Below are 13,019 nucleotides of genomic sequence, written 5' to 3'. Positions count from 1 at the left end.
AAATTAGGGGCTGTTTGAACTTATGTAAAAGTCCACATGTTCAAACAGCCTTTTTTTTATTGAAAATAATATGAGTTTAGTTCGACTGAACATAAAAGGGATATCATACAGTCAAACCCAAAATGGAGCATATGCTCTTATTTTGAGTGAGGTAGATGGAGAAAGAAAGTTGCCTATTGTAATAGGTGCTTTTGAGGCACAATCTATAGCAATTGCTCTAGAGAAGGAGATAAAACCACCAAGGCCTCTTACCCATGATCTTTTTAAAAATTTTGCAGATCGTTTTGATATTGTAGTAAAACAAGTAATTATCCATAAACTGGTAGACGGTGTTTTTTATTCCAGTGTTATTTGTGAACGAGACAAGATAGAGGAAATTATAGATGCTAGAACAAGTGATGCAATAGCATTGGCATTACGTTTTCAAGCCCCTATTTTTACTTATAAAAACATCTTGGATCAGGCAGGGATATATCTTAAAGTAAATCCTAAAAAAGATGATGAAACTGATACAGAGAGCCTATTAGTAGATGAGCTAGTGTCAGAAGATATAGAGATTTCAAGCAAGGAAACCAGTTATCAAGATTTATCTCCAGAAGAACTTAATAGAATGTTGGATCAAGCCGTTTCTAATGAAGATTATGAGTTGGCCGCTAGGATTCGAGATGAGATTTCTAAAAGGGGATAGTTTAATATATGGGTGTTAGGGATTCAATGTATTTTTAAATGATTTCGGTTTTTATGAAAAAAGTAGTACTTACTTTTCTATTTTCACTTTTTGCTTTTACCTTTTTATCTGCACAATCCATAGAAAAAAAATGGGTTTTAGAAAATGTTAAAGGAATCTCAGAAGAAAATTTTAGGGTCAAAGAAGGAGATTATCTCAAATTAGACCAAGGTCAGTTTTCGTATTCATTTAGTGGTGATTCACAGAAGCTAACTGGAGACTATCTTCAGCAGAATAAAGTTATTTTGCTCTTTTCAGAGAAGGCTCAGGATTCTATAATACGATATAAAATAACCAATCTTACTGATTCTACTCTGGTAATGTCAAAAAAAGGAACTATTTTTTCCTTTGTTTCAGAAAAACGACCTATTCAGGATCCCGCTGTCAAAGAGGTAAAACAACTTATTCCTAATCAAGGATTTTCACTCAATAGTTTATGGAGAGGTGTTCTAGGAATGATTGTGCTATTAATTATAGCTTATTTACTAAGTACAAATAAAAAAGCAATTAATTGGAAAACTGTAGGGATAGGCCTCGGCGCTCAATTATTCTTGGCTTTTGGTGTTCTGAAAGTCAGTTTTGTGCAAAAGACATTCGAGTTTGTTGGAAAAATATTTGTTCTCATACTTGATTTTACAAGAGCAGGAAGCGAGTTCTTATTAGGAGATATGATGAATGTAGATAGCTTTGGTTTTATTTTTCTATTTCAGGTATTACCTACGATTATATTCTTTTCAGCATTAACCTCAGTATTGTTTTACTTAGGAGTTATACAGATTGTAGTAAAAAGCCTGGCATGGGTATTGACCAAATTGATGGGAATTTCTGGGGCAGAAAGCTTGAGTGTTGCTGGGAATATATTTTTGGGGCAAACAGAAGCGCCCTTAATGATCAAGGTCTATTTAGAGCGTATGACAAGGTCTGAGATCTTATTGGTAATGATAGGGGGTATGGCTACAGTAGCTGGAGGAGTTTTGGCTGCTTATATAGGTTTTCTTGGAGGTGAAGACCCTGTTTTGAGGTTAGAGTTTGCCAAACATTTGCTAGCAGCATCTGTAATGGCAGCTCCAGGTGCTATTGTAATTTCAAAATTACTATACCCACAAGAAGAACCAATAGATATAGATGTAAAAGTATCTACAGACAAGATAGGGTCGAATATTCTTGATGCTATTGCTAATGGAACTACAGAAGGGCTAAAACTTGCAGCAAATGTCGGAGCAATGCTTTTAGTGTTTATAGCTTTTATAGCAATGATCAATTATGGGTTAGGTAAATTAGGAGAAGTTAGTGGTTTAGATCATCTTCTATCGGCTAATACTCCTTATAAAAAATTCTCATTAGAAGCTATTTTAGGAACTGTATTTGCTCCTTTAATGTGGTTAATCGGTGTTGCTAAAGAAGATATGATGTTGATGGGACAATTATTAGGAATTAAATTAGCGGCTAGTGAATTTGTGGGGTATATTCAATTAGCAGATTTGAAAAATACAGCCAACGAATTGCATTTTACATATAATAAATCTGTAATTATGGCTACGTATATGTTATGTGGATTTGCAAACTTTGCATCCATAGGTATACAAATAGGAGGTATTGGTTCTTTGGCTCCTGGTCAGAGAAAAACCCTGTCAGAGTTTGGTATGAAAGCATTAATAGGAGGTACTATTGCCTCTCTCTTATCTGCTACAATTGCTGGGATGATCATAGGGTAATTACTTACGATATCGATGTTGTTAAAAACTATTTTTACAACTATCCTTTAATCAATAAATTAAAGAGGACCCCGTATGCTATTTTTTGTATATTTGGGAAACTTATAGGTTTAATATAAAATTGAAAGAGAGAAAATGAGGCAATATTTAGATCTTGTCCGTCATGTAATTGAGAGTGGGAATACAAAAGAAGATCGAACTGGGACAGGTACAAAAAGTGTTTTTGGATATCAAATGCGTTTTGATCTTAGTGAAGGTTTTCCTATGGTTACAACAAAAAAACTACATCTGAAATCAATAATTCATGAGTTATTATGGTTTCTGAAGGGAGATACGAATATAGACTATTTGCAAGAGAATGGTGTTCGTATCTGGAATGAATGGGCAGATGATAACGGTGATTTAGGACCTGTGTATGGACATCAATGGCGTAACTGGAATAATGATGAAATTGATCAAATCAAAGATATAATAGATGCACTCAAAAATAACCCTGATAGCAGACGTATGTTGGTTTCTGCATGGAACCCGAGTGTAATGCCAGATACATCAAAGTCTTTTTCAGAAAATGTAGCAAATGGTAAGGTAGCATTACCTCCTTGTCATGCTTTTTTTCAGTTTTATGTTGCTGATGGTAAGTTGTCCTGTCAATTATATCAACGTAGTGCAGATGTCTTTCTGGGCGTTCCTTTTAATATAGCTTCTTACGCATTGTTTACAATGATGGTAGCGCAGGTTTGTGGTTATGAAGCAGGTGAATTTGTACATACTTTTGGAGATGTTCATATATACAATAATCATATAGAACAACTAGAGCTTCAGCTATCTAGAACCCCTAAGAAGTTGCCTAGAATAATCCTTAATCCTGAGGTGAAAAATATTTTTGGCTTCGTTTTTGATGATTTCAAGTTAGTAGACTACGATCCGCATCCTCATATAAAAGGAAAGGTTGCAGTTTAAACCCAAATTTTAAATGAACTACTATGAAGAGAATACTACTTTTATTAACAATTTTAATTTCAACACTTTCCTTTTCTCAAGAAGGGATAGTTCTTTCGCAAGAAAATGCGAATGAAAAAGGAATCACACCCATGTGGCCAAAATGTGATAGATCAAGGCAAACTCCTGTAGAATGTTTTGACCAAAAACTAAGAAATCATATTATTCAGAATTTTGAATATCCTGATGTAGCATTAAGTGAGGGGCTGAGTGGAACAGTAACTGTAGAATTTATTGTTAATAAAAAAGGAAAAGTAGAAGTGATCGAGGTTACAGGAGCACATAGATATTTGCAAAGGGAAGCTATCAGGATCATTAGAGCTATTCCAAAAATGCAACCAGGTAAATGGGGTAATAAACCAATTGCTGTAGCATATGTCGTTCCGATTACATTTAGGAAACCACAATAAATTAATAATATTTTTTAATTTTTAACATTGGATTAACCTTGTTCAAAGATAAAAAATAATAAAAATCAGTAAATTTGAGTGTATGCGTAAGCCGTATATACTCTTTTTTATGATAATTACTGATAATTTACTTACCTCTTTTTTAGAAACACGTTCAGATACCGAAGAAATTTGCGCACCGTTACAGGTTGAAGATTACGTAGTGCAACCTATTGTAGATGTCTCTCCACCAAAATGGCATCTCGGGCATACAACTTGGTTTTTTGAAGAGTTTATATTGTCAAAGTATGATGCAGAGTATAAGCGTTTTCATCCTGAATATGATTATGTTTTTAATAGTTATTATGAGAGTGTAGGGAAACGAGTCATACGTACAAATCGAGGGAATCTTTCTCGACCAACAGTGAGTGAAGTCTATGAATATAGAGATTATGTCACATCTCATCTACAAAATTTGTTAGAAGAAAATGATGATCCTAAAATCAGAGAATTGGCAGAAATAGGAATTCATCATGAAAAACAGCATCAAGAATTATTACTTACCGATATAAAATTCATTTTAGGAAACAATCCTTTATTGCCCAAATACAATGATACATTTACTGAAAACCCTGATCTAGATAGGGCTTCAGGGTATAGTTTGATAGAAGAAGGGGTTTATGAGATTGGATATGATGGTAATGAGTTTTGTTATGATAATGAACTAGGTAGGCATAAGGTCTTCCTTAGAGAATATGCTATTAGCAACACATTGATATCAAATAAAGAATATTTGGAGTTTATAGAAGATGGAGGGTACAAAAACACCTTACTTTGGCATGCTGAGGCTTGGGATTGGATACAAAAACATCGAATTAATACTCCTTTGTACTGGCATTTTATAGATGGTCAATATCATCAATATACCCTACAAGGGCTTAAAGAAATTGACTATAATGTACCAGTAACTCATATCTCATATTATGAAGCTTTTGCTTTTGCAGAGTGGCGAGGAGAGCGTTTGCCCACAGAATTTGAGTGGGAAGTGGCCCAATCTTTTTTTAATTGGGGAGCAAGGTGGGAATGGACAGAAAGTGCTTATCTACCTTACCCGAACTACAAAAAAGCTCCTGGAGCATTGGGAGAGTATAACGGAAAATTTATGGTGAATCAAAAAGTTCTCAGAGGAGGATCCGTTGCTACACCACAACACCACATAAGACCAACATATCGTAATTTTTTCCACCCTAATCTTAGATGGCAATTTACAGGAGTAAGATTGGCAAAAAATCTATAACCTATCTAGTTTACATGAATTGTAAAAATCAAAAAGTTTTGACTTCTACTTTTGAAAAAGAAGTATGCGAAGGATTGAGTGCTTTTCCTAAATATTTATCTTCTAAATTTTTCTATGATGAACTAGGAGATGAACTTTTTCAGAAGATAATGGCATTACCAGAATATTATCTCACCAGAGCAGAGTATGAAATTTTTAAAACTCATAAATCTGATATTGTTCAAAGGTTTGATGAAAACCAAGAGGGGTTTGATCTAATTGAATTAGGAGCAGGAGATGGTAAAAAAACAAAAGTGCTGTTGCATGAGTTGTTAAATAACCATTTTGATTTTACATATACCCCTATTGATATTAGTCAAAATGCAATAGATGGGTTGGTGAAAAACTTAAAACAAGAAATGCCAGCAGTTGTTGTGCAAGGGCAGCGAGGAGAATATTTTGAAGTTTTAGATAGACTAAAGCATATGAGTGATCGCAAAAAAGTAATTATGGTATTAGGATCTAATATCGGTAACTTACTGCATTCGAGAGCAATTCAGTTCTTGAAAAAATTGTGTAATGTGATGCACTCTGGTGATTTTCTTTTTATGGGATTTGATCAAAAGAAACACCCTCAGAAAGTTTTGGATGCGTATAACGACAAAACAGGAATAACAGCAGCTTTTAATAAGAATATTCTAATTCGAATTAATAAAGAGCTCAATGCAAATTTTGATATAGATGCATTCATGCATTGGGAGACGTATGATCCCGAAAGTGGAACTGCTAAAAGTTATTTGGTAAGCAAAGAAAAGCAAACCGTAGATATTAATGATTTATCAATGCAAGTTCATTTTGAAGCCTGGGAGAGTATTCATACAGAAATATCTCAGAAATACGATGATACTATCGTAAAATGGTTGACAAAAGAATCTGGTTTGAAAATTGTAAAATCTTTTTCTGATCAAAATAATTATTACAAAGATTATTTGATTACCAAAGCCTAATACTTAATGAAAAAATAAAATTATGAAAGCAATTTGGAACGGACAGGTAATTGCAGAAAGTAATGATACTAAAGTTATAGAGAATAATCATTATTTTCCTCCTGAAGCAATTAAAAAAGAATTTTTTACAACTACTGATACACATACTAATTGCCCTTGGAAAGGAATGGCATCATATTATACCATACAGGTAGACGGAAAAGAAAATGTAGACGCAGCATGGTATTATCCTGAGACTAGTGATCTTGCAAAACAAATAAAAGGGTATGTAGCCTTCTGGAAAGGAGTTGAGGTTGTAGAAGGCTAAAAAAATAGTAACTCACTCGTGAATTACTTTGTACGTAAGTGAGTTTGAAATATCGATTTAGTATATTATATATAAAACAACTCCTAATCGTTAAAAAATAGATTAGGAGTTTGAGTAAGTACTAATGTTGAGAGTGTGATTAATAGTATAGTACTCCAAATGGGTTTAATCCAGAATCATATTCTGATTTTTTTGTAAAGAACCATTGTTATTCACAGAATAGAAAACAACTTTTGTTGCTGATGCTCCTGAATGTGCTAAGAATAGTATCGTACCTTTTTTATTTACAGCTAGATTATGAGGGATGTTATAATCAGTGTCGATTTCTGAAATAACTTTATTAGTATATCGATTGATTACCCCTATTTTTTTATTTGCAATCCCTGTAGTAAATACGTGCTTGTAACTAGCAATAATTCCATGCGTAGAATTATATGAGATTTCTTGTTTTTTATTCAAATTAAACCTGTTGAATACAGTTAATTTGTTATCATTTTGTGCAGGAACATATAAATTGTAACCTACAGGTAATATGTGTGCATCACCTCCTACAGTTTCATGTTTAACGTATTCTAGAGTGCTGGTGTTATACATTACAACATAGCTTTTATCAGGACCATCTAATATGGTGACATAAGCAGCATATCCGCTTGGAGAAATAGTAACATCATACTGTACAGCATTTTCAGTTAATTCAGGAATCTCATTAGTAGGTAATGATAAGTTATCAATAAGAGAATTAGATCTCAAGTCGATTACAGATGTTGTTTTAGAAAGGCTGTAGTTTATTTAAGCTATGTTATTAATTTTTCATATTCTGAATTAATCTTAAAAAAACGCTCTATTGCCTTGTCACTTAATGCCATTTGACTAAAAGTCTTTGTTTTATCTCTAGTGTTTTTGAGTAACTCCTTTACTTTGTACCAATTGAGATATTGTTGTAGGTATTTTGTAGAAACACCCCAAAAAGTATTTTCTATCCACTTTTTAAGTTTATTATGAGTAGCATTTACGTGTTGAATATGATATACCCCCTTGACCCTTTCTTGTTTTGATACATTTATTGGATGAAATTCCACTTCGCTTTGTTTGGCAAAGCCTTTATAGCTGTGATGAGAATCACTACATAAAATTGTAGTTCCTTTTTTTATTCGTGTTCCAATTACTCTATCAAGATCGGTCATACTTATACGACCAAGGGTAGCAACACTTATGTCTATTGCTGATTTCCTGTCTTGAGTAACTATAACTGCAACCTGATCATTACTGACACCTCGCTTAGTAGAACTTCCTCCTCTCTTTCTGGATTCGCGTTGTTTCACTTCTATTCCTTTTTCTGATCTAAGAAAAAAAGTCTCGTCACTTTCTGTAATCCCAGTAAAATCATCCTGATCATTATCATTGTCGTTTAATGCTGCAAGTATTTTATGTCTCCAATCGAAAGCAGTCTTTTTGTTTATATTAAGTGCTGTACTTATCTTATCGAGACTTTTCTCTTCTAACATCAGCTCTAGATAATCAGAAATCACATCTCTACATCGTAATCGAGCCATCCAAGTGCCTGTGTATTCTGTGAAACTACGCATACAGGATTTACACTTATAGCGTTGAGAACCCTTATCTATACCTGTACGAATGTAGGTTTTCTCAGAACAATGAGGACATGCACCTTGTTTGTTGTTCAGAATCTCCCGTCTGGAAATAATCTGTTGCTCAATTTCTGTATTAAGTTCTAGACGAACTTCTGCTAGTAATTTTTCACTTTCATCACTTTCCAGTAAAAGCAAGGCACCCTTTAATTTACTAAGTATCATACCATAATATACAAAAAATAGCTAAGTTAAACTAGAGCCTTTAGAAACTATATTGTTTACCCATAATTGGTTGGCGCGCTCATTGATCCATATATGAAAAGCACCCTCTTGGATAGCTATTTCCCCTTTCATTTTAAAAGTATTTGCATCGTAATAAACGATTTTTTATTTGCAAAATCACCTACATATACTGCATTATTTCTTTTGCTATGAGCTAAATAAGTAGGTTGTGCACCTGCATCGGGTAAAGTTATTTCTGTTATGAGATCGGTGGTTTTATCATTAAAAATACTTACTGTAGAAGAGCCTCTATTGGCAACCAGAAAATATTCTTGATTATAATAATACGATTTTCAGAAGTAAGTGAATTTTCTTCTTTTTGTATAGATTCTTTTTCGCACGAACTTATTAGTGCGATAATAAACCCTAAGGCTAGTAATAAACTGATTTTTTTCATTTGTGTAAAGTTTTAAATAATTAGAGTAAGTAATTTTTATCTAATAATTTCAAATCCTATTAATTGTATATCTGGTGACATAAAATCATCTTTTTTTGTCTCTGTATAGCATAGATCAGTACTTAGATATTTTTTATTGCAATCAGAGAAAACAGTTACTACATTGGCATCAACCCCTAATTTTTCTTGAGCAATGATTGCGCCTAGAAAATTAGCGCCAGATGAGATACCTACCCCTAGACCAATTTCGTTTGATAGTTTTTGTGCGATTATAATTGCATCCCCATTATCAACTTGAATAATCGAATCTAATTTTTCGAGTTTGATGATAGAAGGAATAAATTCATCTGATATCCCTTGTGTACGATGTTTTCCTATTTTGTAACCAGTAGATAATGTAGGAGAATTAGCAGGTTCTAAAGGATGAATTTTTATAGTACTGTATTTTTCTTTCAAAAAGCCCCCAGCTCCCATTATTGTTCCTCCAGTACCTACACCAGCTATAAATGCATCTATGGTAATCCCTAAATTTTTCATTTGATCGTATATCTCTGGTCCAGTAGTCATATAATGACTTTCTACATTGTAAAAGTTGTCAAACTGGCGGGGTAAGAAAACATTTTTCTTAGAGAGTTGATGTCTTTTTGTAAACTCAATACTGCCAAGAAAACCACCCTCTTCTGGAGATACTAGAATAATAGATGCACCAAAACTTTTGATTAGCCGCTTTCGTTCGTTACTCATCCAATTAGCCATATATATATAGTTACAGGATGATTGTATACAGCTCCTATGGCAGCAAAAGAAATCCCCATGTTTCCACTCGTTGCCTCAACAATTTCATTATAAGGATGTAAATCACCGTTCTCATAAGACTTATTGATAATATGTAAAGCAACACGATCTTTTATGCTACCTGTCATATTAAAATTTTCGAGCTTTGCGTATACGATTCTTTTTTTTTCTTTAAATAAAAAATGATTTTAGCAAGAGGAGTATTGCCAATAATATTTTTTAAATCAATCTTTTTATAAGCCTTAGTTGTAAGCATTACGGTTCATTGGTTAATAGTGATGTATTGAAAGACAATACATCACTATTGTTATAAATAACATAAATGTTTAGTATTCATTTATGAGTTGAGTGTGTAATATTTATCAAATTTAGAATATAAAAACCGATACTTTATTGATGTATCTAACATATTAGATTAAAAAATAATCGCATGATAGACAGTTGTTTATGTTTTGGCCGCAATAAGTTTAAGTGTATTCAGTAAGAAAAATAAGTAAAGAGAAGAAGAGAGAGATATCTCTGCTGTTGGATAAGGTTATATAGGTGCTATATTTTTTTGAAATCCTGTTATTTAATAAAAAAAAATCTGGATTTGAATGGTTTTGAGGTAACTATATGCAAATTTAACCCAAGAATTACCTTTCTCGGTTTACAGAGTTATTTTTTACAAAAAAACATGTCAAAACCATTCAAAAAACCAGAAGAGAATAAATAATTAAGCTGATTATTGTTTGATAAAAGTACTTATAATACAAGTAAGCTATTATCTGCAGAAGCAAATTCATTCCATTGATAACCATCAGCTTCTATTTCATTAGTCCATTCACCATCTACTACATATTTGAATTCGAATTTATTGTCTTTGGGAAGGTCTATAGTTCCTTTAAAGTTTCCATTTTTTAACTTTTTAAGAACCGTAGCTTCAGTATTCCATTCGTTGAATTCGCCTGCTACACTCACTTTATTAGCTTTTTTTGCTGGAACAATAAAAGTAACTTTACAGACAGGTTTAGATTTTAAGTATTGTTTAGTAATTGCCATAATTGTGTATGTTATTTAAAATTTTGGTTAATAACTTAGAAACTAAATTACTATAAAAAGATTAAAAATAAAAAGATAGAAGTGGCGGATTTTCAGTATTTTAATGAGTGTTTGAAGGTAAATTATTAACAATAACGATGTAGAGCAGTAAGTAATTTTTCTATATCATGAATGGTGTTATAAAAATGAAAACTAATTCGGATACCTTGTCCTCTTAGAGAAGTAGTAATATTATGCTCTTTGAGATACTGATATAATCGGTGATCACCTTTTAGATTAAAAATAGAACTGTGTTTTGGTCGTTTTATTACAATACTATCCAATAGATGTAGTTTGGTCAGTTCTTTTGTTGCATACTCACATAATTCATAGAGATGGTTTTCAATAGTTGCAACTCCTATTATAGAAATGAAATCCAAAGAATGTTGTAAACTCCGAAAGTTCAATGTATCTAGATGACCGCATTCAAACCTAGCTTGTAAAGTTGTGTATGAAGGGTTTTGATCTGCTTTTGCAGCCATATTGATATAGGATAAAGGGGTGATCTGATCTAGTATTTCGTGATTAAAAAGGAAAAAACCATTGCCATAACCACTCAATAGCCATTTGTAACCACTACCTCCAAGGATATCAATTCCAGAATTCTTAAAATCAAAAACTTTAGTGCCACAAAATTGAGTGCCATCTGCAATGATAAGCATATCAGGATATTTAGTTTTTAATGCCTTTATAAAATCTAGATTTATCGCAATGCCACTGATATATTGTACGATACTACATATAAAAACATCAGGAAGGTGTTTTTTTACAGCCTTCTCTATATTTTGTTCCAAGGTTGCATTTATGCTAGCATAGCAAACCTCGAAACCTTTGCCTATAACTGCGGTGTTGATAGAAGGGTAATCACCATCAAGTAAAAGTACTTTTTTGTTTTTGTCAAGGCCGTCTAAGAGAATTTTTAAACCTAGAGAAAAATTAGGGATTAAAATAACATCAGTATCAGAATTACCAAAGAAAGAAGAAATTGTTTTGCGCACATTACTCAAGTCGTCTTGTTGTCTTTCTCTAAATACGCCGCCTTTATTATAGAAATCTAAGTCATGTCTTTTTCTAAAATCTAAAAGAGAAGTGTGTAGTAATCCAGAATAGGCAGTATTGAGATAGGTATGATGTGATAAAACAGGAAATTCTTTTCTTAAATTCTTCATAAGTAATTTTAGTGATTTTTAGTAAAAGCTATATCTTTACTTGCCGATACTAAGTTAGCATTAATATGTTTTCAAAAAAGAAAGAAACACCACAAATTGACCCACAGCAACGTGAGCTTTATGAGCATGCACGTAAACGAATTATTCAAAAGAAAAGGTTGTTTCAGCATTTTATACTTTTTATAGTAGGCGCTGTTTTTTTTGCAATTCTTAATATTGTATTTGGCTACGGAAAAGAGATTACATTCTTTGGGTCAAATTGGTATATCATTGCTATCTTATGTTGGGCTTTTCTATTTGTATTGCACTTCTGTAATGTATGGTTGTTTAGTAAGTTTATGGGACAAGCCTGGGTAGATAGACAAATGGAGCAATTGATTATCAAACAGAAAAAAGAAATAGCATTGCTTCAGAAAGATGTGGATTTGATGTACCCTAAAGAAGAATTACTAAAAAAGAAGGAAGAATTTATTAAAGAGAAAACGACTAGAGTTGCTACCGAACCAATAAAATCGAAACGTATGGTAACCATGATTGCAGCAGCAGGAGAAAATAATGCTTTAGGTAAAGACAATGATTTGGTTTGGCATTTGCCAGATGATTTTAAACGTTTTAAAAAGATGACTACAGGGCACCATATTATTATGGGACGTAAAACTTTTGAATCTTTTCCCAAATTATTACCCAATAGAGTACATGTAGTAATTACTCGTGATAAAACATATCAGGCAGAAGGAACCATAGTTGTACATACGATCAAGGATGCGTTAGACATAGCCAAAGCAGATGAACAGCCTTTTATAATAGGTGGAGGAGAAATTTATTCTTTGGGATTAGAATATACTGATTGTATTGAGTTAACAAGGATACATGAATCTTTTGATGCAGATGCCTTTTTTCCAGAAATTGATACCAAAACCTGGAAACTAGAAAAAGAAGAATTTCATGATATTGATGAAAAACATAAACATCCCTTTACATATCTTACGTATAAAAGGAAATAATGTGTTCCTCAAGATTACTGTCTTATTTTGAAGAGTTGATTTCTGAAAAAATAATTTCTTCTACTCAATTATCTGGTGGAGACATCAATGAAGTGTATGTGTTACAAACAAGTCATCGAAAAATTGTTGTAAAACTCAATAATGCTTCTAGATATCCAGCTATGTTTAAAGAAGAAGCAAAAGGATTGCGTTTTTTAGAACAGTTATTAATCGTTAGGGTAATTAGTTCTTATAAATCTTTCAGGCGGCGTATTTGGCGTGCTTATGATGGAAATATTTT

General features: G+C 32.7%; 16 protein-coding genes. 9 read left to right on the top strand and 7 right to left on the bottom strand.

What is annotated here, in order from left to right:
• Positions 1–70: 70 nt before the first annotated feature.
• From CVD18_RS12740 to CVD18_RS12710, 7 genes are all read left to right on the top strand, one after another.
• Positions 71–688, top strand: coding sequence for a bifunctional nuclease family protein (locus tag CVD18_RS12740; RefSeq protein ID WP_103865826.1), 618 nt, complete (start codon positions 71–73; stop codon positions 686–688).
• A gap of 53 nt (positions 689–741) precedes the next feature.
• Complete coding sequence (locus CVD18_RS12735) at positions 742–2,442, top strand: NupC/NupG family nucleoside CNT transporter (RefSeq protein WP_103865825.1); 1,701 nt, start codon at positions 742–744, stop codon at positions 2,440–2,442.
• Between the two features lie 135 nt (positions 2,443–2,577).
• Positions 2,578–3,402 (top strand): thymidylate synthase, encoded by an 825-nt coding sequence (locus CVD18_RS12730; RefSeq protein ID WP_103865824.1) that lies wholly within the window; start codon positions 2,578–2,580, stop codon positions 3,400–3,402.
• Between the two features lie 23 nt (positions 3,403–3,425).
• Positions 3,426–3,851 carry an energy transducer TonB gene (locus CVD18_RS12725; protein ID WP_103865823.1) on the top strand — a complete coding sequence of 142 codons (426 nt, stop codon included), beginning with the start codon at positions 3,426–3,428 and terminating at the stop codon, positions 3,849–3,851.
• Positions 3,852–3,960: 109 nt separating this feature from the next.
• Positions 3,961–5,127 (top strand): ergothioneine biosynthesis protein EgtB, encoded by a 1,167-nt coding sequence (egtB, locus tag CVD18_RS12720; RefSeq protein WP_103865822.1) that lies wholly within the window; start codon positions 3,961–3,963, stop codon positions 5,125–5,127.
• 14 nt (positions 5,128–5,141) lie between these two features.
• Complete coding sequence (locus CVD18_RS12715; protein WP_103865847.1) at positions 5,142–6,113, top strand: L-histidine N(alpha)-methyltransferase; 972 nt, start codon at positions 5,142–5,144, stop codon at positions 6,111–6,113.
• A gap of 22 nt (positions 6,114–6,135) precedes the next feature.
• The gene (locus tag CVD18_RS12710; protein WP_199185078.1) at positions 6,136–6,420 is read left to right on the top strand and encodes a DUF427 domain-containing protein; all 285 of its coding nucleotides are present in this window, start codon (positions 6,136–6,138) and stop codon (positions 6,418–6,420) included.
• 165 nt (positions 6,421–6,585) lie between these two features.
• Here the strand turns inward: CVD18_RS12710 and CVD18_RS12705 are convergent, their stop codons facing one another.
• The 7 genes from CVD18_RS12705 to CVD18_RS12685 form a co-directional block, all read right to left on the bottom strand.
• Positions 6,586–7,170, bottom strand: coding sequence for a YncE family protein (locus CVD18_RS12705; RefSeq protein WP_103865820.1), 585 nt, complete (start codon positions 7,168–7,170; stop codon positions 6,586–6,588).
• A 44-nt stretch (positions 7,171–7,214) separates the two neighbouring features.
• On the bottom strand, positions 7,215–8,234 hold the full coding sequence (locus CVD18_RS12700; protein ID WP_103865819.1) for an IS1595 family transposase: 1,020 nt from the start codon (positions 8,232–8,234) through the stop codon (positions 7,215–7,217).
• A 292-nt stretch (positions 8,235–8,526) separates the two neighbouring features.
• On the bottom strand, positions 8,527–8,691 hold the full coding sequence (locus CVD18_RS22615) for a hypothetical protein (RefSeq protein ID WP_158250451.1): 165 nt from the start codon (positions 8,689–8,691) through the stop codon (positions 8,527–8,529).
• Between the two features lie 36 nt (positions 8,692–8,727).
• Entirely contained in the window at positions 8,728–9,435 is a 708-nt protein-coding gene (locus tag CVD18_RS12695; protein ID WP_199185077.1) for a PLP-dependent cysteine synthase family protein, read from the bottom strand.
• Entirely contained in the window at positions 9,432–9,614 is a 183-nt protein-coding gene (locus tag CVD18_RS23380; protein ID WP_199185076.1) for a pyridoxal-phosphate dependent enzyme, read from the bottom strand. Before CVD18_RS23380 ends, CVD18_RS12695 begins: the two co-directional genes overlap by 4 nt.
• 616 nt (positions 9,615–10,230) lie before the next feature.
• A complete protein-coding gene (locus tag CVD18_RS12690; protein ID WP_103865818.1) occupies positions 10,231–10,527 on the bottom strand; it encodes an isoamylase early set domain-containing protein in 297 nt (98 codons plus the stop codon).
• Between the two features lie 125 nt (positions 10,528–10,652).
• Positions 10,653–11,735, bottom strand: a complete 1,083-nt coding sequence (locus tag CVD18_RS12685; RefSeq protein ID WP_103865817.1) for an aminotransferase class V-fold PLP-dependent enzyme — start codon at positions 11,733–11,735, stop codon at positions 10,653–10,655.
• Positions 11,736–11,800: 65 nt separating this feature from the next.
• Between CVD18_RS12685 and CVD18_RS12680 the strand changes: the two genes are divergently transcribed.
• Together CVD18_RS12680 and CVD18_RS12675 are read left to right on the top strand one after the other, a co-directional pair.
• Complete coding sequence (locus CVD18_RS12680) at positions 11,801–12,739, top strand: dihydrofolate reductase (RefSeq protein ID WP_103865816.1); 939 nt, start codon at positions 11,801–11,803, stop codon at positions 12,737–12,739.
• On the top strand, positions 12,739–13,019 hold a 281-nt coding region (locus CVD18_RS12675; RefSeq protein WP_146052780.1), incomplete at its 3' end, for a fructosamine kinase family protein. The genes CVD18_RS12680 and CVD18_RS12675, both read left to right, overlap by 1 nt.

This window comes from Aquimarina sp. I32.4 (assembly GCF_002924285.1).
In the GTDB taxonomy this organism is placed as follows: domain Bacteria; phylum Bacteroidota; class Bacteroidia; order Flavobacteriales; family Flavobacteriaceae; genus Aquimarina.
Note: the sequence above shows the minus strand (reverse complement) of the source record. Positions and strands in the feature narration are given on the sequence as shown.

What these genes read in the sequence shown, in the direction of transcription:
- CVD18_RS23380 (WP_199185076.1), bottom strand. Translation starts at nt 9,614, where the DNA reads ATGACAGGTAGCATAAAAGATCGTGTTGCTTTACATATTATCAATAAG.
- CVD18_RS12735 (WP_103865825.1), top strand. Translation starts at nt 742, where the DNA reads ATGAAAAAAGTAGTACTTACTTTTCTATTTTCACTTTTTGCTTTTACC.
- CVD18_RS12740 (WP_103865826.1), top strand. Translation starts at nt 71, where the DNA reads ATGAGTTTAGTTCGACTGAACATAAAAGGGATATCATACAGTCAAACC.
- CVD18_RS12690 (WP_103865818.1), bottom strand. Translation starts at nt 10,527, where the DNA reads ATGGCAATTACTAAACAATACTTAAAATCTAAACCTGTCTGTAAAGTT.
- CVD18_RS12680 (WP_103865816.1), top strand. Translation starts at nt 11,801, where the DNA reads ATGTTTTCAAAAAAGAAAGAAACACCACAAATTGACCCACAGCAACGT.
- CVD18_RS12710 (WP_199185078.1), top strand. Translation starts at nt 6,136, where the DNA reads ATGAAAGCAATTTGGAACGGACAGGTAATTGCAGAAAGTAATGATACT.
- CVD18_RS12700 (WP_103865819.1), bottom strand. Translation starts at nt 8,234, where the DNA reads ATGATACTTAGTAAATTAAAGGGTGCCTTGCTTTTACTGGAAAGTGAT.
- CVD18_RS22615 (WP_158250451.1), bottom strand. Translation starts at nt 8,691, where the DNA reads ATGAAAAAAATCAGTTTATTACTAGCCTTAGGGTTTATTATCGCACTA.
- CVD18_RS12695 (WP_199185077.1), bottom strand. Translation starts at nt 9,435, where the DNA reads ATGAGTAACGAACGAAAGCGGCTAATCAAAAGTTTTGGTGCATCTATT.
- CVD18_RS12730 (WP_103865824.1), top strand. Translation starts at nt 2,578, where the DNA reads ATGAGGCAATATTTAGATCTTGTCCGTCATGTAATTGAGAGTGGGAAT.
- CVD18_RS12685 (WP_103865817.1), bottom strand. Translation starts at nt 11,735, where the DNA reads ATGAAGAATTTAAGAAAAGAATTTCCTGTTTTATCACATCATACCTAT.
- egtB (WP_103865822.1), top strand. Translation starts at nt 3,961, where the DNA reads ATGATAATTACTGATAATTTACTTACCTCTTTTTTAGAAACACGTTCA.
- CVD18_RS12725 (WP_103865823.1), top strand. Translation starts at nt 3,426, where the DNA reads ATGAAGAGAATACTACTTTTATTAACAATTTTAATTTCAACACTTTCC.
- CVD18_RS12715 (WP_103865847.1), top strand. Translation starts at nt 5,142, where the DNA reads ATGAATTGTAAAAATCAAAAAGTTTTGACTTCTACTTTTGAAAAAGAA.